Here is a 22,234-nt window from a genome sequence, read left to right as displayed (position 1 = left end):
GCGGCTGACTCGCCCTCGCGCCGATGCGGGGACGGCTTCGATGTTACCGGTAACATTTGTGCCGTCAAGATCCCCCGAGGCCATTCGCCTCAGGGGATTCGCGAGAGAGCCGGCGGGATCAGCCGCCCGCGCCGGGCGACCAGCTGGGAACGCTGCCGGCCAGACGGCAGGCGAGGACGTACAGCGGTATCGGCGGGGTGTACGGGGAGTCGCCCTCGGGGCTGTGGATCAGCCGGGGCCTGGCGGACGGGGACGCCGGTCGGGTGCGGGTCCAGGACGGGTCGGCCAGCTGGGCACCGACCAGGTAACGGGTGCTCGGGGGCCAGGTGACACCGAGGTGGGAACCGGCCGGGACGATCCACCACCAACGCTGGTCGTCGGCGAAGACACAGCCGACGTGGGGCAACGAGTCCATGATCCGCCGCCCGTGCTCACGTGGCGTACCGACGGCGTCACAACCGAGGCCGGCGGTCAGCCGGTCGGGCAGGACGAGATGGCCGGAGTGACCGAAGTGCGCGCGCTGGGCCTTGGCCGAGGACGGCGCGTGGAGCGGCGGGGCCGCGAGATGGGTGGCGACGGACTGGAAGGGACGAGGCGCGTGGGGGGCGTGAGACGGATGGGATACGTGCGACCCGAGGGACGGGTGGGCGACCGGGCCACGCGGGCCGAGCTGGCGCGGGTCAGGAGCGGGAGTACGGGGGGTGCGGTGCTGTCGGTCCATACGGTCCATGTGAGGCGATTCCTTCGGCCGAGTGGGGGACGGGCCGGATGCGGTGCGGGGCCGACGGATGCCAGGGGGCAGGCGCGACGACCTGTACTGCGGGGGCGGCGAGGGTTGCGTGGACGGTGGGGGAAACAGGGGTTGCGTGGACGGTGGACGGAGTGACCGGGAGAGCCGGGGTGGGCACGGAGGCGTGGGCGCCCGGGGGAAGCGGGGCCGGGACCGAGACGGACCCGACGCCATGAGCGACCGACGCGAGCCGAGGCACCGCGGACACGGCCGCGGCTCCGACCGACGCCGACGCGGTGGACGCGTCCTCGACGGGACGAGCGGCCGGAGGAAGCGGGAGCCCGGCCACACGACCGGTCGGCGGAAGCGGCGAGAGCTGGGGCGCGGTCGATACGGCCGCGGCTCCGACCGACGCCGACGCGGTGGACGCGTCCTCGACGGGACGAGCGGCCGGAGGAAGCGGGGACCCAGCCACACGACCGGTCGGCGGAAGCAGTGGCACGGTCGATACGGCCGCGGCTCCGACCGACGCCGACGCGGTGGACGCGTCCCCGGCGGAACGAGCGGCCGGAGGAAGCGGGGACCCAGCCACACGACCGGTCGACGGAAGCGGCGAGAGCTGGGGCGCGGTCGATACGGCCGCGGCTCTGACCGGGGCTGGTGCGATCAGTGCCGACTCGGTGGCAGTCGCCGTCTCGGCGAGACTCGCGGTGGCGAGGGGATTCGCCGGCTCGGTAGGAGCTGCCGGAGCGACCGGTGCCGATGGAGCGGGTGCCGCCGAGGCCGTGCTCGGCGATGCCGCCGGGGACGCTTCCGTCAACTCGGCTTCTGCCGTGGGGAGTTCCGCCCAGACAATGCGGCCGGAGCCGTGCGGGGCATCGCGGACGCCCCAGTCGCTGCTCAGGACGCCGACCAACAGGAGTCCACGCCCGCACTGTTCGTCGAAGTCGGGCCGGCGCTGGGCCGGCAGGGTCCCGCCGCGGTTCTCGTCCTCGACCTCGACGTGCAGCCGCCCGGCGGAGAGGCCCAGTCGGCAGACGATCCGCTCACTGGCGGTGTGGGTGAAGGCGTTGGTGACGAGTTCGGAGGTGATGAGAAGGGCGTTGTCGGAGGTGTCGGCGTCGACGCCCCAGGCATCGAGCAGTTCGCGCACCTTCCGGCGGGCCGCGCTCACGGAGGCGGGAGCCGCGGGCAGAACGAACATGTCCGACTGCGGAGAGTGACCAACAGGGTCCGGGAGGGCCGGGTTGACTGGGCGGCCGGCACGTCGGCCGCCGGGCATTCGGCCGAGCGGCTGGGGGAGGGAGGGCGGAGCCATCGCCGTTCGCCTTTCGTCTGCCTGCGCACCCTGGCCGGTGCGACACCGCCCCGAGATGACCCGCGAGTAGGTCAACCTGCGGCAAAACAGCGCAGATTGCAGCCCCTTCTCCCCCAACTGGGCCGTTCGTACTCGTCGTTCACCGTTTCCGGGAAGGTACGAACACTGTGACACCTGACAACAACGGCTCGCAACCAGCAAGTTGAAATTTGCATTTTGTGGGGTGCATGCTGCTTCCGTCGAAAGATGATCGTGACAGACTGCGACCCTGAGCCCGGCGTGAGGGGGTAGGCGTGACCGCGGAGACCGACTGGGGCGGCGCCCCCTCCGTCCTGCGCATGATCCTCGGCAGACAGCTGGAGGAGCTGCGGACGCGCGCCGGTCTCTCGTTCGAGGACGCGGGTATGGCGATCGGTGTCAGCCACTCCACCATCCGCAGGATGGAAGCGGCCAAAGTGGCCCGCCTGCGCCTGCCGGACGTCGAGAAACTGCTGCAGACGTACGGGGTGACGGACCAGCAGGAGATCGACACGTTCCTGAAGTCGGTCCGCGAGGCCAACAAGCGCGGCTGGTGGCACAACTACCGGGACGTACTGCCCGACTGGTTCGCCGCGTATCTGAGCCTGGAGCAGGCGGCGTTGCAGATCCGCGCGTACGAATCACAGTTCGTGCCGGGTCTGTTCCAGACGGCGGACTACGCGCGTGCGCTGCTGGGGGCCGGCAATCCGCACGGCTCCTCGGAGGCGACGGACCGGCGCGTGGCGCTGCGTCTGCGCCGCCAGGAACTGCTGACCCGTCCGGCGCCGCCGCGGGTGTGGATCGTGATGGACGAGACCGTGCTGCGGTGGCCGGTCGGCGGTCCTGAGGTGATGCGCGCGCAGATCGACCATCTGATCGAGATGAACGCGCTGCCCCATGTGACCTTGCAGATCATGCCGTTCGGCAACGGCCCGCATCCCGCGATGCGGGCCGGGGCGTTCCATCTCTTCCGGTTCAGGGCACCCGAGTTGCCGGACATCGTCTATCTGAGCGGTCTGGTCGGCGCGGTGTATCTCGACAAGGGCGACGACGTCGTCGTCTATCGCGAGGCTCTGGACCGGCTGGGCGCGCAGTCGGCGCCCGCCAGAAAGACCGAGGCTCTCCTCGGTGCGATTCGCAAGGAGCTCTGACATGCACCACCCCACGCATCCCCACCTCACGAACACCCACCCAAACCACTCCGGCCACTCCCATCCCGTACGCAACGGCATGCCGGCCCGTGAACTCGGTTCCCGGGGCTGGTCCAAGCCGTGGAGCGACGACGCGGGCGGTGCCTGCGTCGAAGTGAAGAAGCTCGCCGACGGCCGGGTCGCCGTCCGTCAGTCGACCGATCCCGACAGCCCGGCCCTGGTCTTCACCCCGCACGAGATGACGAGTTTCCTGGCCGGGGTCAAAGCAGGTGACGCAGACTTCCTGCTCTGAACTGCCTTGTTTCTACTGAGACTTGACTGGCTTGACTCAGAACCGGACTCACGAGCTGAATGGGAGGGGCGGCGTGCCCGAAAACGGATGGCCTGCCGACCGAATCGACACGGAGAACGCACACTCCGCGCGGATCTACGACTACATCCTCGGCGGTAAGGACTACTACCCCGCCGACAAGGAAGCGGGCGACGCCATGTCGCACGAGTGGCCCGCCCTGCCGATCCACATGAAGGCCAACCGCGACTGGATGAACCGCGCGGTGGCCTACCTCGCCAAGGAAGCGGGTATCCGCCAGTTCCTCGACATAGGCACCGGCATTCCCACCTCCCCCAACCTCCACGAGATCGCCCAGTCGGTGGCCCCCGAGTCCCGGGTCGTCTACGTCGACAACGACCCGATCGTCCTCACCCTCTCCCAGGGCCTGCTGGCCAGCACACCGGAGGGCCGGACGGCGTACATCGAGGCCGACTTCCAGCACCCGGAGGCCATTCTCGACTCCCCCGACTTCCGCGAGACCCTGGATCTCACCCAGCCGGTGGCCCTCACGGTGATCGCGATCGTCCACTTCGTCCTGGACGAGGACGACGCGGTGGGCATCGTCCGCCGGCTCCTCGACCCCCTCCCCTCGGGCAGCTACCTGGCGATGTCCATCGGCACCGCCGAGTTCGCCCCGGAGGAGGTGGGCCGGGTGGCCCGCGAGTACAAGGCCCGCAACATGCCGATGCGCCTGCGCACATACCCCGAGGCGGAGCAGTTCTTCGAGGGCCTCGACCTGGTCGAGCCGGGAATCGTCCAGGTCCACAAGTGGCACCCGGACGCGACGAGCGGGGAGGGGATCCGGGACGAGGACATCGCCATGTACGGCGCGGTGGCCCGCAAGCCGTAGTACCCACGCGTAGACGCGTAGCACCCGCGGCGGTCGCGGGAGGGCGTCCACCCTGGCACGCGGCCAGGGTGGACGGACCCCGCGCCCCTCGGAGTCCCGCACCCTCGGAGCCTCGGAGCCTCGACGAAGTGGCAAATTCCAGGGCACGAAAGGGAACCGGAGGCCCCATTTCCCCTTCCGTTCCCCGTCCGCACCGGTAATCCTTCTGATACCACCCTGGGCCGTCCGAGGGGGATCACAGGAGCCGGGGACGCGGTTCCAGCTGGTTGCTCACTTGACTACCGGGCGTCACATCCGATTGGCTCCGCCCCAGCGAAAGTCGGACAGTCAGTGCACGTCGACCGGCGATCGCACGGATTTCGCCGTACCCGCACACTCCTTCCCGTCCCTCCCCTTCCTTCTCTCCTTCCCCCTCCCTCCTCTCCTCGGCCGCGCAGCGAGGTGCCGCACTTCCATGAACACACCCCCCGCCCCTTCCGGTTCCGCACGATCCGTCCGTGTCACGGCCGTTGTCGCCGGTCTGGCCGCCGTCTGTCTCCTCGCGGCCGGCTGTTCCGGCTCCGGCTCCGGGTCCGACGGGTCGGACTCCGGCCAGGGTGCCGCCGGCGCCGGCACCGCCCGGATCAAGGTCGCCCTGATCACCCACGGGGCCAAGGGCGACGCCTTCTGGGAGCGGGTGCAGAAGGGAGCGCGGGCAGCCGCGGCGAAGGACAACATCGAGCTGACGTACGCGAGTGACCCCGATGCCGCCGCCCAGGCCGATCTGGTGCGCGACGCCGTCAAGAACAAGGTCGACGGCATCGCCGTGACCCTCGCCAAGCCGGACGCGATGAAGAGCGTGGTCTCGCAGGCGAAGGCGGCGGGGATTCCCGTGGTCGGCCTCAACTCGGGTATCGACGCGTGGCGTTCGACGGGGCTGCTGGAGTTCTTCGGCCAGGACGAGAGCACCGCGGGCCGCGCTCTCGGCGACAAGCTGGACGCGCTCAAGGTCAAGCACGCCCTCTGCGTCATCCATGAGCAGGGGAACGTCGCCCTGGAGGCGCGCTGCGCCGGTGTGAAGAAGACCTTCACCGGAGAGACCGAGAACCTGTACGTGAACGGCACCGACATGGACACGGTGTCCGCGGTCATCACGGCCCGGCTGAACCAGGACCCGAGCATCGACGAAGTGGTCACGCTGGGCGCGCAGTTCGCGCTCTCGGCGGTGAAGTCGGTGGACCAGTCGGGCAGCAGGGCGAAGGTCGCCACCTTCGACCTCGACAACGACATCGTGGGCGCGATCAAGAGCGGTGCCGTGCAGTTCGCCGTGGACCAACAGCCGTACCTCCAGGGCTATCTCGCTGTCGACTCGCTCTGGCTGTACAAGTCCAACGGCAACTTCAGCGGCGGTGGATCGGCTCCCGTGCTCACCGGGCCCGCCTTCGTCACCAAGCAGAACATCGCCGACGTCGCCAGGTTCGCGGCCAACGGCACCCGCTGAGCGTCACCCGGTACCCGACTCACACCCGCTACGGCTCCCCACCGCCCCGTCGGCTCCCTCACGTGGACGTTCCGCATCCCCTTCCGGCTCGCTCCCGAACCCCCTGGCCAGCAACCGTCGTACAACGGCTACGCCAAGCTTTGGGGGCTCACGGTGTGTACGTTCACTTGTACGGATAGCATCCTGCCGACCCGAACGTGTTCCGCCATCTGTTCCGTTTCCGCTGTCACCCGCCCTCCGTCACCTGCCATTTGTCACTCCCACCCACCGCTGATCGCCCTAGGACGACGATGCCTCCACGCAAAGGTGCCCGGCGCCGTCTCGGCTCCATACGTCTCTCGCTGATCCTGCTCGCACTGGTTCCCAGCGTCCTCCTCGCCGCGATGTGGGGGGTGACGACGATTCAGATCGTCTCGGAGGGCATGCGGCTGCGGGACCAGACCGAACTCAGCGAGGCGACCGGAGCCATGGGCACCGACGCCACGTTCGCGTTGCAGAAAGAGCGCACCCTGTCCGCCGAGTGGCTGGCCTCGCCCGAGGGCGACCGCACCGCCCTGGACGCGCAGCGCAAGGAGACGGACGCGGCGGTCGCGAAACTGGTCGGGCAGACCAGGGCCGTCCAGGAGGCCCCCGACCGTATCGGGGAGCGGATGTACTCGGTCATCGCGGCGGCGGGCAGCCTGGAGTACTACCGCGGGCAGGTCGACCATCTCACCGACATCTCCCCCCAGCAGGTGCTGGACCAGTACTCGTCGATCATCGGCAACCAGATCCACGCCTTCCAGGAGCTGTCCCAGGTCGACGACGGCGACCTCACCTCCCAGGCCGGCCCACTCGTGTCACTGGAGCAGGCGGCCGAACTGGTCGCCCAGGAGGACTCACAGCTCACCCTGGCCTGGCCCTCGGGGCATTTCGACCAGAAGGAGTGGGAGTCCTACGTCCGGCTGGTGAGCGCCCGGCGCTGGATCGTCGAGGACCAGCTGATCCAGTCCCTCACCGGGACGGCGAAGGCCCGTACCGAGGCGATCCTGCGGGGCGCCGCCTGGCGGACCGTGACCTCCATCGAGGACCAGGTGCTCGCGTCGGGCACGCCCGGCGGCGGCGCCGAACGGAAGATCACTCTGCCCGCCAGACAGAAGCAGTGGTCGGCCGCGATAGACCGACTGAGCCTCGAGTACGGGTCGCTCATCCACGACGAGACCCACGGGCTCCTCTCCCGCAGTGCCGACGAAGCGGACTCGCTGCTGATCAAGGCCGCCGCACTGAGCGCCGGTGGACTCGGCGGGCTGGTGCTGTGTGTCGTCCTGTCCTGGCGCATCACCCGGTCCCTGTCCCGTCGGCTGCGCGGGCTGCGCGTGGCGACCCTCGGCCTGGCCGAGGAGCGGCTGCCGGACGTGGTCGCGCGGCTCAACCGGGGCGAGAAGGTCGACGTCGAGTCGGCCACGCCACCGTTGGACTACGGCCACGACGAACTCGGCCAGGTGGCACAGGCGTTCAACGCCGCGCAGCGGACCGCCGTGCACACCGCGGTCGAACTCGCCGACACCCGGCGGGGTTTCCAGAAGGTCATCCTGGGCATCGCCCGGCAGAGCCAGAACCTGGTCAACCTGCAGCTCACCAAGCTGGACGCGCTGGAACGCGCCCACCAGGACCCGGAGATCCTCAAGGGTCTGTACGAACTCGACTCGACGGCGAGCCAGCTGCGCCGCTACGAGGAGAACCTCGTCATCATCAGCGGTGAACGGCCCGGCCGCAGCTGGACCGAGCCGGTCGCGCTGATCGACATCCTGCGCAGCGCCGTCGGTGAGGTCGCCCAGTACCAGCGGGTGGAGGTGCAGACCGAGGAGGACGTGTACCTCGCGCCGCCCGCGGTGGCCGACGTCATCCATCTGCTGGCCGAGCTGATCGACAACGCGACCGCCTACTCCCCCGCGCCCAGCCCGGTGGGCGTACGGGCCGCGATGGTCGCCAGGGGCCTGGCCATCGAGGTCGAGGACCGCGGACTCGGCATGTCCGAGGACGACTACGCGTCCTTCAACGAACACCTGTCAAAGGCCCCGCAGTTCGACGTGGTGGCCCTCGCCGACGACCTGCGGCTCGGCATGTTCGTGATCGCGCGCCTCGCCGTCCGGCACGGCATCCAGGTCACCCTGCGCTCCTCGCCGTACGGCGGTACGACGGCGATCGTGCTGATCCCGCACGAGGTCGTCGTACGGGAACTCGGCGCGCCGGACACGGACTTGTCGGTGCCGGAGGACGCGTCCGCCGAGGCGCCCGGCCCGGCCGTCGCGGAGCGCCCGGCGCACGAGCGCGTCCGGGAGCCGCAGACGGCCGTGGCCCGCGTCCGGACCGCCGACGCCGGTTCCGCTCCCCGGCCCGGCGTCCTCGTCGGTGCGGACCGGGGCGCGGGTCCGGGTGGTGAGCGGGGGGCCGAACGCGGTGGCGCCGCCGGCAAGGGCGGGCTCACCCCGCTGCCCCGCCGGGTGCCGCAGACCAGCCTGGCCGCCGAACTGCTGGAGGACACCGAACCGGACGACACGTCCGAGGACGCGCTCGACGAGTTCTCGGCGGAGCGCGCGGCCTCCTCGCTCTCCGGTTTCCAGCGCGGAACCCTCCGGGCCCGTGACGACGACGCCGAAGAGCAGTACGACCATGGGGAGGACAACGCTCCTCAGGAACCTGACGCACCGCTCCCCGACGCAGGCACTCCGGTCACCTCGACTCCGCCCGCAGACCGCTGATGAAGGACAGAGAAATGACACGCCCCACCCCCGCCACGCACACCGAGCTCGACCAGTTGCTCACCGGACTCGTGGACCGGGTAGCCGAGGTCAACCACGCCGTCGTGCTTTCCGAGGACGGACTGGTCGTCAGCAGGTCCACGGCGTTCCTGCGTGACGACGCCGAGCGGCTCGCGGCGACCGCGTCCGGGCTGATGAGCCTCAGCAAGGGCGTCAGCATGGACTTCCGGGGCGGCCCGGTGCGCCAGGCGCTGATCGAGATGCGCAACGGCTACCTGATCCTCACGGCGGCCGGCCCGGGCGCCCATCTCGCGGTGCTGACCAGCCAGGGCGCGGACGTCGGGGTGGTGGCGTACCAGATGAACATGCTGGTGAAGAAGATCGGTGAGCACCTCAGCGCGGCCCCCCGTGCCGGGGTCGTCGGCGCGGCCGGCGAGTGAGGTGAACGGAAGCGACGCGGCCGGCCGTCTCGTACGGCCGTTCACGCTCACCGGCGGGCGGACCCGGCCCAGCCGCGCCGACTTCACTCTGATCACGTCGGTGACGGCGGTGGAGCCGCAGCCGGACGGGCCCACGCGCCCGCAGCCCGAGCACGCCCGGATCCTGCGGCTGTGCGCGCGGCCCGTCGTGGTGGCGGAACTCGCGGCCCATCTGGACCTGCCGGTGAGCGTGGTCGTCATCATGCTGTGCGACCTGCTGGAGGCCGGCCGGATCACCGCCCGGTCCCCGAGGCAGATCTCGCGCACCACGGACATGGACCTGCTCAAGAAAGTGAGGGACGGCCTTGGCCGGCTCTGACCCGACCCTGAACGGGACCTCGGCGCCCGACACGGTCAAGATCCTGATCGCCGGCGGGTTCGGCGTGGGCAAGACGACGATGGTCGGCTCGGTCAGCGAGATCGTGCCCCTGCGCACCGAGGAACCGCTCACGGCGGCCGGACTCGGTATCGACGACCTCGACGGTATCGAACAGAAGAGGGCCACCACCGTGGCTCTCGACTTCGGCCGGATCACCCTCAGCCACGAACTGATCCTGTACCTCTTCGGTACGCCGGGGCAGCAGCGGTTCTGGTTCATGTGGAACGACCTGGCCATCGGCGCGCTGGGGGCCGTGGTCCTCATCGACGTGCGCCGTCCGGAGTCGAGCTTCGCGGCGATCGACTTCTTCGAGCGCCGGGACATCCCGTTCGTCGTCGGGGTGAACGGCTTCCACGGGGAACATCCGTACGAGCCGGACGAGATCCGGGAGTCGCTGGCGCTGCCGGAGCACACTCCGGTCCTGCTGTGCGACGCCCGGGACCGGGACTCGTGCCGGGATGTGCTGATAGCGCTGATCGACCAGTTGATAGCGTCCGCGACCCCGGGCGGCGGCAACGCGCACACGGCCTGAAGTCACGTGTCAACGAGGCATGTGTCAGTGGGCTCCTGTGGGCAGGCTGTGAGTTCTCTGATTCTCATTCGTCGCTCAGAGTCGCCTCAGGGTCGCCCCAGATACGGCCCCGATCGTCACTGGCATGAACGAAACGAACGCGAGGGGCGTCCGGCAGCGTTCGGTCGAGATCGTGGTGCCGGTGTACAACGAGGCGCACGTACTCGCCGACAGCGTCGGCCGTCTCCACGCCTACCTCGAAGCCTCCTTCCCGTTCCCGTTCCGGATCACGGTCGCGGACAACGCCAGCACTGACACCACCTGGCGGGCGGCGACCGAGCTGACGCTCCGCCTCCCCCATGTCCACGCCGTCCATCTGGACGCCAAGGGCCGGGGCCGCGCCCTGAAGCACGTGTGGAGCCGCTCCACGGCCGACGTGGTCGCCTACATGGACGTCGACCTGTCGACGGGCCTGGCGGGCTTCCTCCCGCTCGTGGCCCCCCTTCTCTCCGGCCACAGCGACGTCGCCATCGGCAGCCGGCTGCACCGTCAGGCCGACGTGGTGCGCGGCCCGAAGCGCGAGTTCGTCTCCCGCTCGTACAACGCCCTGCTGAGGTTCGGCCTAGCGGCCCGGTTCTCGGACGCCCAGTGCGGCTTCAAGGCCGTCCGCACCGAGGTCTTCCGGTGCCTGGAGCCGCATATCCAGGACAACTCCTGGTTCTTCGACACCGAGTTGCTGGTCCTGGCCCAGCGCAACGGTCTGCGCATCCACGAAGTACCGGTCGACTGGGTCGACGACCCCGACAGCCGGGTCGACATCGTCCGCACCGCTCTGGACGACCTCAGGGGCGTACGCCGGATGCTGCGCGCCGGTCTCACCGGCCGCTCCCGGATCCCCGTACCGCGCCGCGTGCCCGCAACCCGGAGCCAGAGCCCCATCAGCGCACCTCAGCACATCAGCAGCCCTGCCCCCAGCTTGGAGTACGCGTCATGACGACCCTCGCCCCGCCGCCGACCCGCGAGAGCGGGCCCCACCACAGTCACCGGGCCGAGCCCCCGGCCTCCGACGGTGGTCTCGCGGGCCGCGCCCGGCGCCTGTTCACCGGAGCGCCGGAGGACCCGAGCTGGACCCGCCCGACCCTGTGGGCCGTCCTCGTCCTGGCGACGGCCCTCTACGCCTGGAACCTCTCCTCCATCACCGGCAACACCTTCTACGACGCGGCCGTGTACAGCGGCACGAAGAGCTGGAAGGCGTTCTTCTTCGGGGCGTTGGACTCCGGAAGCTTCATCACCGTCGACAAACCCCCCTTCGCCCTCTGGGTGATGGGCCTGTCGGCCCGTGTGTTCGGTTACGGCACCTGGCAGTTGATGCTGCCGATGGTCGCGGTGGGCACGGGCTCGGTCGCGTTGCTGCACCGTATGGTCAAGCGCGACTTCGGCCCGGTGGCGGCGACGGTCGCGGCGCTCGCGCTCACCCTGACGCCCATCACGGTGGCGATCACCCGGGACACCAACCCGGACCCGATCCTCGTCTTCCTGATGCTGCTGGGCGCGGCGGCCCTGATGAAGGCGGTGCGCACGGGCCGGCTGATGCCGCTGGTGTGGTCGGCGGTCGCGATCGGCTTCGCCTTCAACACCAAGATGATGCAGGCGTACGTCGTCCTGCCGGTCTTCTTCCTGGTCTACCTCTGGGCGGCGAACGCGGGCCTGGGCAGGCGCCTTCGCAACCTGACAGTGGCCACGGTGGCGCTGGTCGTCTCCTCCGCCTGGTGGATGGTGGTCGTCGACCTGATCCCGGCCTCCTCCCGCCCCTACATCGGTGGTTCGACCGACAACACGGTCTGGGACCTGGTGATCGGCTACAACGGCTTCGGCCGTATCTTCGGGGCGAGTTCGTCGGTGGGCTCGGCCGGCAACGGCGCGAGCTTCGGCGGCAGTTCGGGTATCTACCGGATGTTCAACGAGATCATGGGCGGCCAGATCTCCTGGCTGATCCCGTTCGCCCTGATCGCCCTGGTCGCGGGCCTGATCCTGCGCGGCCGGGCCCCCCGTACGGATGCCAGGCGGGCGGCGCTGATGCTGTGGGGCGGCTGGTTCGTCCTGCACTATCTGACCTTCGCCCTCGCCGAGGGCACCTTCCACCCCTACTACGTCACGGCCATGGCCCCGGGCATCGCGGCCCTGGCGGGCGCCGGCGGCGTCATGCTCTACCGCGCCTTCCGTGAGGGTTCCGCCGCCAAGTGGGCCTGGGTCCTGCCGGCTGCGGTCGCGGCCAGCGCTGTCTGGGCGGTCGTCCTGCTCCAGCGGGTCTCCGGCTCCGGCACCCTGTACACGGTCGCGGAGATCGTGGTGGCCGTGGCGGCCACTGTCTCGGTCGCCGGTCTGCTGGCCGGGCGGTTCATGAAGCGGCAGCGCCTGCTGGGCATCGCGGCCCTGGCGGCGGTCGTCGCCCTCCTGGCGGGCCCGGCGGCCTACTCCGCCTCGGCGGCCACCAGCTCCACCAACGGCACGAACCCGACGGCCGGCCCCAGCACGGGCGGCGGTATGGGCGGAGGCATGGGCGGCGGTGGCGGTGCTCCGCAGGGCTCCACGGGTACGAGTGGCAGCACTGGTACGAGCGACGGTGGCAGCCGGTCCATGGGGCAGCCTCCGTCCGGCAACGCCTCTTCCACCAGCGGCGGTTCGGCGGATACGGCAGCCGAGTCGGGCACCCGTCCGAGCGGCGGCGGAATGGGCGGCGGCACCCAGGTGTCCTCCGACATGATCACGTACCTCAAGAAGCACCAGGACGGCGCGACCTGGCTACTGGCGGTGGCCACCGACCAGACGGCGTCCTCGATCATTCTGGAGTCGGGCCAGCCAGTCATCTCCATGGGCGGCTGGTCGGGCAGCGACAACGCGATGACCCTGGCCAAGCTCAAGAGCCTGGTGAAGTCGGGCAAGCTGCACTACATCATCGTGAGCAGCGACACCGGCCAGGGCACGAACTCGGAGATCGCCACCTGGGTGAAGAAGCACGGCACGGCGGTCAACTCCTCCGCCTACAGCTCCACTTCGACGACCAGCTCGTCGACCTCCACATCCACGTCGACCAGCAGCGGCCTGTACCGCCTGGACGCGTCCGACGTCGACTGACCGACCTGCTCCGTACAGCCTCGCGGGCGGGCCCCCGGAATCACTCCGGGGGCCCGCCCGCCGACGTCTGCCGGGAGCCGCCTCGGCAACTCAGGTCACAGGCGGTTGAATTCCACTCACAGACCGTTCACAGGCAGTACCGGACCAGCCACTCGTCCGCGTTGTACGTGTCCTTCGCCGGATCCGGCGCGGACGCCGGCTGCGCCGCCACCATGTCCTCCACGCGGATCCGCTCCGGCAGCTGTCCGAAGCGTGCCTGGCGGACCGCCTCGGCGGTCTCCGGGGCCCGTGCTTCGAGCCTCGCTTCGGCCTTCGCCCCGGTCTTCGCTTCGACCTTCACCTCGTACGTCATCCCGATCCCCGTTCGCCTGGAGCCGACCGTGGTTCCAGCGTACGTGGGCGCCCGCCTATTCCGCGTATGCCATCAGCAGCCCCGCGAGGAGCGCGGTACGGGCGGGCACGTGGGCCAGCAGGACATGTTCGTCCCGGGCGTGCGCACCCCCGCCCACCGGGCCCAGGCCGTCCAGCACCGGGCGTCGCAGCGCGGAGACGAAGTTGCCGTCGCTCGCCCCGCCCACGCCCGTCCCACGGATCGGCAGGCCCAGCTCGGCGGCCACCGACCGCGCCCGTTCGAGGACGAGTTCGGAGGCGGGCGTCGGTACCATCGCCGGGCGGTTCCAGCCGCCGGAGACGGACACCCGTACCCGGGGATCAGAGGCTGTGAGGGCGGCCAGTTCGGTGTCGACGCGGGCCGCCTCGGCCGGGTCGGCGATGCGTACGTCGACACCGCAGCGGGCGTGTCCGGCGATGACGTTGCGTCCCGTACCGCCGCTGATCACCCCGACGTTGACCGTCGTACCGTGCTCCCGTGAGCCCAACTCCGCTATGCGGGTGACCAGTTCGGCGAGGGCGTGCACGGCGCTCGCGCCGCCGTACGGGTCGAGGCCGGCGTGTGCCTCCACCCCCTCCACCGCCACCTCGAAGAGGCCGACGCCCTTGCGGGCCGTCTTCAGGTCCCCGTCGGGACCCGCCGCCGGCTCGCACACCAGGGTGGCCGCCGCCTGCTCGCTGAGCCGCTCGATGTGGGGCCGGGAGAAGGGGCTGCCGATCTCCTCGTCCCCGTTGAGGAGCAGGCGGACCGTGGGACGCGGCAGACCGCGTTCACGCAGCAGACGCAGCGCCCAGATCGCCTGCACCAGGCCGCACTTCATGTCGAAGGCACCCGGCGCGCTCACCCGGCCGTCGTCGGTCACGGTGAACGGCCACGCGGTGAGGGTGCCGGCCGGCCACACGGTGTCGTAGTGGGCGAGCAGCAGCACCGTGGTCTCGGAGGTGCCCCGGTAGAGAAGTTCCAGCACGTCCCCGTGTTCGCCGGCGTCGTGGCGCACGGCCTCGTCCGGCGGGCCGAGCCGCCGAAGCGCCCGGTCCTCGATGGCGGCGAGCCCGGCGCTCAGCAGTTCCCTGTCGTCGCTGGGGGTCTCGCACTCGACCAGTGTCCGCAGGTCGTCGATCATCTCGGGCAGGGCGGTACGGGCCAGGGACTCGATGTCGCGCGGTGACACGGGCAGCTCCTCGGACGGTGCGGGACGACGCGGGACCACGCCAGGCGGCATGGCAAACCCGGTAGCTACCCAGAAACCCGGCAGATCATGAACGCCCGAGGCCGGTGCGGACCACCGCTGCCGCGCGCCGTGCGGACCCCGAAAGTTTCACGGAGATTGCGCGAACCCTTGACGCGCCCAGCCCGAGTGCGTAGATATGACTGCGCAGTCATGACAGCGCAGTCAGAAATCCGGCGAGCGTTGTCCTACCCTCAGTCCACGGCAGCCACCGTCATCCTCCGGCCACCGTGGGCACCGGCCACCGGGAGTCACCGTGACACGACAGACAGGACGGGGCGCGACCTCGTCGACACCCCGCAGTGTCGACGTGGCGCGACTCGCGGGGGTCTCCCAGAAGACCGTGTCCAGGGTCTTCAACAGCGAGCCCTACGTCTCCGAGGACGTACGGCGCCGTGTTCTCCAGGCCGCCGAGGACCTCGGCTACCGGATGAACAACGCCGCCCGGGCACTCGCCTCCGGGCGGACCAGATCCATCGGCGTGGTCACGCTGGGCACCGCCCTGTACGGGCCCGCCTCGCTGCTCATGGGTATCGAGCGCGCCGTCCGGGACACCGGATACGCGCTGCGCGTCGTCAACACGATGGAGGGCGACCCCTCGGGCATCGCCGGCGCCGTCGGCTCACTCCTCGAACAGGGAGTGGACGGCATCGTCGTCTCCGAACCGATCGACGAGGGTACGAGCGCGGCGGGACTCTCCGTCGACGTGCCGGTCCTGGTCATCGGCGCACCGACCCCCTTCGCCACCTCCCGCCCGGTCACCTCGGGCGGCGGTGCGGACCTGCTGACCCGGGCCGCGACCCAACACCTGCTGGATCTGGGTCATGTGACGGTCCATCACCTGTCGGGACCGCCGCGCTGGTACGCGGCAAGGGACCGGCTCACCGCCTGGCGGGCCGCCCTCGCGGCCCACGGGGCACCCGAACCGCCCGTCGTCGTCGGTGACTGGTCGGCCGCCTCCGGATACGCGGCGGGCCGCCAACTCGCCGCCGACCGGACGGTGACCGCCGTCTTCGCCGCCAACGACGACATGGCCATCGGGCTGATCCGGGCCCTGACGGAGGCCGGCCGGCGCGTGCCGGACGACGTCAGCGTGGTCGGGTTCGACGACATCCCGGTCGCCGCCTACATCAGCCCGCCGCTCACCACCGTGCGCCAGCCCTTCGACGCCGTGGCGCAGGAAGGCCTCAAACGGCTCCTGCACGCCATCGAGAACCCGGACGCGGATCCCCTGCCGCCGAGCGACCCACCGGTCGACCTCGTCGTACGGTCCTCCACCGCACCCCCGCCCCACCGGTAGCCGCACCGCACCGACAAAGGCCGGTCAGCCCCACCTGCGGCCCCTCCCCGCTTCTCCGTCTTCCCTTCCCTCTCTCCACTCCCTTCGCCCCGGCCGGAGTTCACCATGCGCAAAAACATCGCCTCTCCCTCTGCCATCAGCCGTCGCCTCCTCCTCACCGCGGCCGGCGCCGCCTCGCTCGGCGCGGCCCTGACCGCCTGCGGCGGGGGCGGCTCCGGCAGCGGATCGTCCTCGTCGAAGCCGGTCAGCCAGGCCGACATCGACAAGGCGATGAAGACCCCGACCGAGCTGACGTTCTGGACGTGGGTCCCGGAGATCGCGCAGGAGATCGCCCTCTTCGAGAAGAAGTACCCGGCGATCAAGATCAAGGCCGTCAACGCCGGCCAGGGCACCCCGGAGTACACCAAGCTGCGGACCGCCCTCAAGGCCGGCAGCGGGGCCCCGGACATGGTCCAGATCGAGTACCAGGCCATCCCGACCTTCACGATCACCGACAGCCTCCTCGACCTGCGGCCGTACGGCGCCTCCGCCCTCAAGTCGCAGTTCGTCGACTGGACCTGGAGCCAGGTCAGCGGCAGCGGCGGCGAGGTGTGGGCGGTCCCGCAGGACACCGGCCCGATGGGCATGCTGTACCGGCAGGACATCTTCGACAAGCACGGCATCGAAGTCCCCAAGACCTGGGACGAGTTCGCCGCGGCCGCGCGCAAGCTGCACAAGGCCGACCCGGACGTCTACCTGACCAACCTCGCCGCCAACCAGGTCGCCGCGTGGCACGGGCTGCTGTGGCAGGCGGGCGGCAAGCCGTACGTCACCTCCGGCAAGAGCGACATCGCGATCAGCGTCGACGACGCGGTGTCCAAGAAGCTCGGCGCGTTCTGGGGCGGCCTCGCGCAGGAGGGGGTCATCGGTGTCGAGCCGGACTTCACGGACTCCTGGTACGCCGCGCTCAACAAGGGCAAGTACGCCACCTGGATCGTCGGCGCCTGGGGCCCGGCCTTCCTCTCCGGCTCGGCCAAGGACACCGCGGGCAAGTGGCGGGCGGCGCCGCTGCCGCAGTGGGACGCGGCCAAGCCGAGCGCCGGCAACTGGGGCGGCTCGACGACCGCCGTGATCCGTTCCACCAAGAACCCCATAGCGGCGGCCGAGTTCGCCAAGTTCCTCAACAGCGACCCCGAGAGCGCGAAGATGTTCGCGACGAAGCAGTTCTTCTTCCCGGCCACCAAGGCGCTGCTGGCGGACGCGAGTTTCAGCGGCGCCACCCCCGCCTTCTACGGCGGCCAGAAGGTCAACGAGGTCTTCGCCGGCATCAGCGACCAGGTCGACCCCGCGTTCCAGTGGCCGCCGTTCCTCGACCAGGTGGCCACCGACTGGACGGAGACCGTCGGCCGTTCGCTGGCCAGAAAGACCGACACGGTCGCCGCGCTCGCCGGCTGGCAGACGCGGATCACCACCTTCGCCAAGAGCCAGGGCTTCACCGTGAAGGCGGCACCCTGACATGGCCAGGCCTCTCGCACGGACGCGGTCGGCGGGCCCGCTGTTCATCGCCCCCTTCATGGTCCTGTTCCTCCTCCTCTTCCTCGCCCCGCTCGGCTACGCGGCCTATCTGAGCCTGTTCCAGGAGAAGTTGGTCGGCGGCACGTCGTTCGTCGGCCTGGACAACTACCTCACCGCCGTCAAGGACCCGCAACTGCGCGACGGCGTCATCCGGGTGGCGACCTTCTTCGTGATCCAGGTCCCGGTGATGCTGCTGCTGGCCCTGCTCTTCGCCCTCGCCCTGGACAGCGGCCTGCTGCGGCTGTCCAAGGTGATCCGGCTGGGCATCTTCGTGCCGTACGCCGTCCCGAGCGTGGTCGCCACCCTGATGTGGGGCTACCTCTACGGCCCGGACTTCGGCCCGTTCGCCCAGCTCAGCGACAAACTGAGCCTGCCCGCCCCGCACTTCCTGACCGACAGCTGGATGCTCGGCAGCCTGGCGAACATCGTCACCTGGGAGTTCGTCGGCTACAACATGATCATCCTGTACGCGGCCCTGCGGACCATTCCGACGGACCTGTACGAGGCCGCCGCCCTGGACGGGGCGGGGGCCTGGCGGATCGCCTGGTCCATCAAACTCCCGGCGCTGCGGCCCGCGTTGACGCTCACCCTGCTGTTCTCGGTGATCGGCAGCTTCCAGCTCTTCAACGAACCCAACCTGTTGATGAAGATCGTCCCGGACGTCATCGACAGCTCGTACACCGCCAACCTGTACGCCTACACGCTCGCCTTCACCAGCCAGCAGATCAACTACGCGGCGGCCGTCTCCTTCCTCCTAGGCCTGCTGATCGTGATCATCTCGTACGCCTTCCTGCTCACCGCGAACCGCAGGAGGCCCGCGTGACCACCACAACTCCCCCCGCGACCGGCCTGGTTCGTACGCCGGACCGGGCGCCCAAAGCCCCGAAGCAGCGGCGCGGGCGGCGCTCCGGCCGTCGCAGCACACCCCTGACGATCGCCATGCTGGCGGTGCTCGCCTACTTCCTCCTCCCGCTCCTCTGGCTGCTGATCGCCTCCACCAAGAGCACCCGTGATCTGATCAACAGCTTCGGTCTGTGGTTCTCCGACGCCCCGCAACTGCTGACGAACATCCGCGACACCTTCACCCAGGACGACGGCGTCTTCCTGCACTGGCTGCTCAACACCCTGCTGTACGCCGGTGTCAGCGCCGTCGGCGCCGCGATCCTGGCGGCCGCGGCGGGGTACGGGTTCGCCAAGTTCCGCTTCCGCGGGAACGGCGCCGCCTTCAACCTCGTGCTCGGCGCGGTCATGGTGCCGGCGACGGCCCTGGCCATTCCGACGTACCTGCTGTTCGCCAAGGTGGGCCTGGTGAACACGCCGTGGGCGATCATCCTGCCCTCGCTGGTGAGTCCCTTCGGGCTGTATCTGATGCGGGTGTACGCGCAGGACGCGGTGCCCGACAGCATCCTGGAGGCCGCCCGGATGGACGGGGCCGGCGAGTTCCGGATCTTCGGCCAGATCGTGCTGCGGCTGCTGGCGCCAGGCCTGGTGACAGTGCTGCTGTTCACGCTCGTGGCGACCTGGAACAACTACTTCCTCCCGCTGATCATGCTCAACGACCCGGACCTGTACCCGATCACGGTCGGCCTCTCCTCCTGGGCCGCCCAGGCGCAGAACGGCGGGGCGGGCGCCAGCAGCGACATGCTCGCGCTGGTCGTGACGGGGTCGATGATCTCCGTGGTCCCGCTCGTCGTGGCCTTCGTACTGCTCCAGCGGTACTGGCAGAGCGGCCTGGCCACCGGCGGTGTCAAGCAGTAACTCCCGTCCCAGCCAGACCAGTTGCCCACTTCCCCTTCCCCCACTGGAGGTTGACTTCATGGCGGTCCTGCCCGCCCGCGTCCTCTTCGGCGCCGCGTACTACCACGAATACGAGCCCACCCACGGTCCCGAGTACCGTCCCGGTCAGCAGCTCAAGACCGACCTCGACCTGATGGCGGACGCCCGCTTCACCGTGATCCGGGTCGGCGAGTCGGTCTGGTCGACCTGGGAGCCGGAGAACGGGAGCTTCGACCTCGACTGGCTGGAGCCGGTGCTCGACGGTGCCCATGAGCGCGGTATCGCCGTGGTCCTCGGCACACCGACGTACGCCGTGCCGCCGTGGCTGGCCCGCCAGTACCCGGAGATCACCGGCGAGCGGGCCACCGGGGAGCGGATCGGCTGGGGCGCCCGGCAGGAGGTCGACTTCACGCACCCCGCGTTCCGGTTCCACGCCGAGCGGGTGATCCGGAAGATCGTCGCCCGGTACGCCGACCACCCGGCGGTCATCGGCTTCCAGGTCGACAACGAACCCGGCAACGAACTCCTGCACAACCGGGGCGTGTTCGAGCGCTTTGTCGACCATCTCCGGGCGAAGTACGGGGACATCGAGACCCTGAACCGCGAATGGGGCCTCGTCTACTGGTCGCACCGCCTGTCCACCTGGGCCGACCTGTGGACCCCGGACGGCAACGTACAGCCCCAATATGACGTCGCCTGGCGGGAGTTCCAGGCCCGGCAGGTCACCGAGTTCATCGGCTGGCAGGCCGACATCGTCCGCGAGTACGCGAAGGCGGACCAGTTCGTCACCACCTGCATCTCGTACACCCGCCCGGCGGTGCAGGACGACGAGCTGACCGACCGGCTCGACATCGCGTCGGGCAACCCGTACTACGACATGCAGGACGGCCTCGCGCTCCCCGACCGTACGCCGGACGAGCACGCGCAGCGCTGGAGGACGACGGGCGTGTGGTCGCTCTACCAGACCGCCGACTGGATGTTCTCCTCCAAGCAGGCCCCGTTCCTGGTCACCGAGACGAACGCCTCGTCCATCGGCGAGCCGTGGCACAACCGCCCCGCCTTCGACGGCCAGTGGCGCCAGGCCGCCTGGGCGCTGGTCGGGCGCGGGGCCAGGATGGTCGAGTACTGGCACTGGCACACCCTGCACTTCGGCGCCGAGACGTACTGGGGCGGCGTCCTTCCGCACAGCGGCCGGCCCGGGCGTACCTACGCCGAACTGGCCACCCTGGGCGCCGAGTTGGACACGGCGGGCGCGCTGGTCGCCGGGCTCGAACCGGATGCCGACATCACGATGGTCTACTCGACGCCCAGCAAGTGGCTGATGCAGAAGTACCCGCCGCTCGCGACGGCCGAAGGCGACCCGGACGACACCGCGTACCACCGGATCTTCGACCCGTTCTACCGGGGCGCCTTCGACGCCGGCCGCCAGGTGCGGATCGTCCACGCCCGCCAGCTCCACGACCCGAGCGGTGACCGGGAGAGCCTGACCCCCGAGGAGGCGGTGAGCCGTCACCCGGTCCTGGTCGTCCCGGCGCTGTACGTCGTCGACGACACGACCCTCGACTGGTTCGCCGCGTACGCCCACGCCGGCGGCCACCTGGTCCTCGGCCCGCGCACGGCGTACGCCGACCACGAGGCGCGGGCCCGCCACGAACTCGCCCCCGGGCGCCTGGTGGACGCGGCGGGCGTCAGTTACGACGAGTTCAGCAACCTGACCGCCGGGATCCCCGTCCGTGCCGTACCCGGCGGTCCGTTCCGGCTGCCGGACAGCGCGACGGCGTCGCACTGGGTCGACGGTCTCACCGTCACCGACGCCGAGCCGCTGGTGACGTACGACCACCCGCACTTCGGCCGCTGGCCTGCGGTCACCACCCGCCGCCACGGCGCGGGCCGGGTGACGTACGTCGGGACGGTGCCCGGCCGCGACCTGGCCCGGGAGCTGGCCTCCTGGCTGACTCCCACCGCCCGCAGTGTCTGGGGCGGCCTCCCGGCCTCGGTCACGGCGACCACCGGTACGGCCGAGGACGGGCGGCGGGTGCACATCGTCCACAACTGGAGCTGGGAGCCGGCGCGGATCACGGCACCGGCCGACCTGACGGACGTACTGAAGGACAGCCCGGTCCCCGGGGGCACCGAGCTGGAGCTCGGCGCCTGGGACGTCCGGGTGTTCAGCACGGAGGCCTGAAGGCACTCCGAGCACCGTCCGACCACCGAAGGGCCTGCTGTCGTCACCCGACGACAGCAGGCCCTTCGGTGTCGTCACGGCACGAACGGCGGGCTGTCGGCGGGCGCGTGGTGTAGCGGGCTACACCACGCATCCGGGAGAACGGTCCCTCGTGGCGGCGAGCGCGCGCGGGGATCGTTGTCGGCAGAGACCGGCCCCACTCGTACCTGCCGAAGGAAAGTCCGTGAAGTCGCTGCTCGCCGCCATGAAGTCGTTCCTCACCAATCTCCTGCTGTGGTCGTCCTTCGCGGGCGGCCTCGCCGCGAGCACCGCGTCCGGCACCGTCCTCGACGGCACGGCGAAGAGCGTCGCCACCTACGCCGGTATCGCCGTCTCACTGCTGGCGGGCTCACGGATCGCCAGGAAGCCGAAGATCAAGGCGTTCCTGTCGAAGCCGTCCACACTCTGGTTCCTGTTCCTCTTCAACGGCGGCGTGGCCGCGTTCAGCTACTTCGCCATGGACGGCGTGAAGGGGATCGCCACCGCCGCCGGAATGGGCCTGGTCTCGCTGGGCGCGGCGGGCGGGCTGGTCTCGGGCCGGAAGCCCCGGAAGACACGGACGGCCCCCGCGCCGGTGGAGCAGCGGTCCTGGGCCTGACCCGCCCGAGCACCGAAGTCCTGGTCGGCCCATAAGCGAA

The 22,234-nt window shown here is 70.1% G+C and carries 20 protein-coding genes; 16 read left to right on the top strand and 4 right to left on the bottom strand.

Annotated elements, in window-relative coordinates; all coding sequences use genetic code 11:
* Window positions 1-118: 118 nt before the first annotated feature.
* Entirely contained in the window at window positions 119-730 is a 612-nt protein-coding gene (locus tag PV734_RS34305) for a hypothetical protein (RefSeq protein WP_319095837.1), read from the bottom strand.
* Window positions 681-1,934 (bottom strand): ATP-binding protein, encoded by a 1,254-nt coding sequence (locus tag PV734_RS34300; protein WP_319293420.1) that lies wholly within the window; start codon window positions 1,932-1,934, stop codon window positions 681-683. The genes PV734_RS34305 and PV734_RS34300 overlap by 50 nt, the downstream gene beginning before the upstream one ends.
* Before the next feature lie 407 nt (window positions 1,935-2,341).
* Between PV734_RS34300 and PV734_RS34295 the strand changes: the two genes are divergently transcribed.
* From PV734_RS34295 to PV734_RS34250, 10 genes are all read left to right on the top strand, one after another.
* The gene (locus PV734_RS34295; protein ID WP_319095839.1) at window positions 2,342-3,217 is read left to right on the top strand and encodes a helix-turn-helix transcriptional regulator; all 876 of its coding nucleotides are present in this window, start codon (window positions 2,342-2,344) and stop codon (window positions 3,215-3,217) included.
* Window position 3,218: 1 nt separating this feature from the next.
* On the top strand, window positions 3,219-3,509 hold the full coding sequence (locus PV734_RS34290) for a DUF397 domain-containing protein (RefSeq protein WP_415924311.1): 291 nt from the start codon (window positions 3,219-3,221) through the stop codon (window positions 3,507-3,509).
* 73 nt (window positions 3,510-3,582) lie between these two features.
* On the top strand, window positions 3,583-4,398 hold the full coding sequence (locus tag PV734_RS34285; protein WP_319095840.1) for an SAM-dependent methyltransferase: 816 nt from the start codon (window positions 3,583-3,585) through the stop codon (window positions 4,396-4,398).
* A 454-nt stretch (window positions 4,399-4,852) separates the two neighbouring features.
* Complete coding sequence (locus PV734_RS34280) at window positions 4,853-5,878, top strand: substrate-binding domain-containing protein (RefSeq protein ID WP_319095841.1); 1,026 nt, start codon at window positions 4,853-4,855, stop codon at window positions 5,876-5,878.
* A 290-nt stretch (window positions 5,879-6,168) separates the two neighbouring features.
* Window positions 6,169-8,619 carry a nitrate- and nitrite sensing domain-containing protein gene (locus tag PV734_RS34275; RefSeq protein WP_319095842.1) on the top strand — a complete coding sequence of 817 codons (2,451 nt, stop codon included), beginning with the start codon at window positions 6,169-6,171 and terminating at the stop codon, window positions 8,617-8,619.
* A gap of 14 nt (window positions 8,620-8,633) precedes the next feature.
* A complete protein-coding gene (locus tag PV734_RS34270) occupies window positions 8,634-9,059 on the top strand; it encodes a roadblock/LC7 domain-containing protein (protein ID WP_006377390.1) in 426 nt (141 codons plus the stop codon).
* A 1-nt stretch (window position 9,060) separates the two neighbouring features.
* Complete coding sequence (locus tag PV734_RS34265; protein ID WP_319095843.1) at window positions 9,061-9,417, top strand: DUF742 domain-containing protein; 357 nt, start codon at window positions 9,061-9,063, stop codon at window positions 9,415-9,417.
* A complete protein-coding gene (locus tag PV734_RS34260; RefSeq protein WP_319095844.1) occupies window positions 9,404-10,009 on the top strand; it encodes a GTP-binding protein in 606 nt (201 codons plus the stop codon). The genes PV734_RS34265 and PV734_RS34260 overlap by 14 nt, the downstream gene beginning before the upstream one ends.
* Before the next feature lie 124 nt (window positions 10,010-10,133).
* The gene (locus tag PV734_RS34255) at window positions 10,134-10,982 is read left to right on the top strand and encodes a glycosyltransferase family 2 protein (protein WP_319095845.1); all 849 of its coding nucleotides are present in this window, start codon (window positions 10,134-10,136) and stop codon (window positions 10,980-10,982) included.
* Window positions 10,979-13,123, top strand: coding sequence for an ArnT family glycosyltransferase (locus PV734_RS34250; RefSeq protein WP_319293419.1), 2,145 nt, complete (start codon window positions 10,979-10,981; stop codon window positions 13,121-13,123). The genes PV734_RS34255 and PV734_RS34250 overlap by 4 nt, the downstream gene beginning before the upstream one ends.
* A 127-nt stretch (window positions 13,124-13,250) precedes the next feature.
* Here PV734_RS34250 and PV734_RS34245 read toward each other — a convergent pair whose 3' ends face one another.
* Entirely contained in the window at window positions 13,251-13,475 is a 225-nt protein-coding gene (locus PV734_RS34245) for a hypothetical protein (protein WP_319293418.1), read from the bottom strand.
* 55 nt (window positions 13,476-13,530) lie between these two features.
* The gene (locus tag PV734_RS34240) at window positions 13,531-14,685 is read right to left on the bottom strand and encodes a M20 family metallopeptidase (RefSeq protein WP_319293417.1); all 1,155 of its coding nucleotides are present in this window, start codon (window positions 14,683-14,685) and stop codon (window positions 13,531-13,533) included.
* Window positions 14,686-14,998: 313 nt separating this feature from the next.
* Between PV734_RS34240 and PV734_RS34235 the strand changes: the two genes are divergently transcribed.
* The 6 genes from PV734_RS34235 (at window position 14,999) to PV734_RS34210 (ending at window position 22,194) form a co-directional block, all read left to right on the top strand.
* Complete coding sequence (locus tag PV734_RS34235; protein ID WP_319095849.1) at window positions 14,999-16,042, top strand: LacI family DNA-binding transcriptional regulator; 1,044 nt, start codon at window positions 14,999-15,001, stop codon at window positions 16,040-16,042.
* Window positions 16,043-16,147: 105 nt separating this feature from the next.
* Window positions 16,148-17,536 carry an ABC transporter substrate-binding protein gene (locus tag PV734_RS34230; protein WP_319095850.1) on the top strand — a complete coding sequence of 463 codons (1,389 nt, stop codon included), beginning with the start codon at window positions 16,148-16,150 and terminating at the stop codon, window positions 17,534-17,536.
* Between the two features lies 1 nt (window position 17,537).
* Window positions 17,538-18,419 carry a sugar ABC transporter permease gene (locus PV734_RS34225; protein ID WP_319095851.1) on the top strand — a complete coding sequence of 294 codons (882 nt, stop codon included), beginning with the start codon at window positions 17,538-17,540 and terminating at the stop codon, window positions 18,417-18,419.
* Entirely contained in the window at window positions 18,416-19,354 is a 939-nt protein-coding gene (locus PV734_RS34220; RefSeq protein WP_415924310.1) for a carbohydrate ABC transporter permease, read from the top strand. Before PV734_RS34225 ends, PV734_RS34220 begins: the two co-directional genes overlap by 4 nt.
* 58 nt (window positions 19,355-19,412) lie before the next feature.
* Entirely contained in the window at window positions 19,413-21,557 is a 2,145-nt protein-coding gene (locus tag PV734_RS34215) for a beta-galactosidase (protein ID WP_319095852.1), read from the top strand.
* Window positions 21,558-21,780: 223 nt separating this feature from the next.
* On the top strand, window positions 21,781-22,194 hold the full coding sequence (locus tag PV734_RS34210; RefSeq protein ID WP_319095853.1) for a hypothetical protein: 414 nt from the start codon (window positions 21,781-21,783) through the stop codon (window positions 22,192-22,194).
* Window positions 22,195-22,234 lie beyond the last annotated feature (40 nt).

The organism is Streptomyces sp. AK08-02 (assembly GCF_033795085.1).
In the GTDB taxonomy this organism is placed as follows: Bacteria; Actinomycetota; Actinomycetes; order Streptomycetales; family Streptomycetaceae; genus Streptomyces; species Streptomyces echiniscabiei.
Note: the sequence above shows the minus strand (reverse complement) of the source record. Positions and strands in the feature narration are given on the sequence as shown.

Bases quoted from the DNA above. Each gene is read 5' to 3' on its own strand.
- PV734_RS34250 (WP_319293419.1), top strand. From the start codon at position 10,979: ATGACGACCCTCGCCCCGCCGCCGACCCGCGAGAGCGGGCCCCACCAC.
- PV734_RS34230 (WP_319095850.1), top strand. From the start codon at position 16,148: ATGCGCAAAAACATCGCCTCTCCCTCTGCCATCAGCCGTCGCCTCCTC.
- PV734_RS34225 (WP_319095851.1), top strand. From the start codon at position 17,538: ATGGCCAGGCCTCTCGCACGGACGCGGTCGGCGGGCCCGCTGTTCATC.
- PV734_RS34280 (WP_319095841.1), top strand. From the start codon at position 4,853: ATGAACACACCCCCCGCCCCTTCCGGTTCCGCACGATCCGTCCGTGTC.
- PV734_RS34290 (WP_415924311.1), top strand. From the start codon at position 3,219: ATGCACCACCCCACGCATCCCCACCTCACGAACACCCACCCAAACCAC.
- PV734_RS34270 (WP_006377390.1), top strand. From the start codon at position 8,634: ATGACACGCCCCACCCCCGCCACGCACACCGAGCTCGACCAGTTGCTC.
- PV734_RS34255 (WP_319095845.1), top strand. From the start codon at position 10,134: ATGAACGAAACGAACGCGAGGGGCGTCCGGCAGCGTTCGGTCGAGATC.
- PV734_RS34245 (WP_319293418.1), bottom strand. From the start codon at position 13,475: ATGACGTACGAGGTGAAGGTCGAAGCGAAGACCGGGGCGAAGGCCGAA.
- PV734_RS34275 (WP_319095842.1), top strand. From the start codon at position 6,169: ATGCCTCCACGCAAAGGTGCCCGGCGCCGTCTCGGCTCCATACGTCTC.
- PV734_RS34300 (WP_319293420.1), bottom strand. From the start codon at position 1,934: ATGTTCGTTCTGCCCGCGGCTCCCGCCTCCGTGAGCGCGGCCCGCCGG.
- PV734_RS34215 (WP_319095852.1), top strand. From the start codon at position 19,413: ATGGCGGTCCTGCCCGCCCGCGTCCTCTTCGGCGCCGCGTACTACCAC.
- PV734_RS34305 (WP_319095837.1), bottom strand. From the start codon at position 730: ATGGACCGTATGGACCGACAGCACCGCACCCCCCGTACTCCCGCTCCT.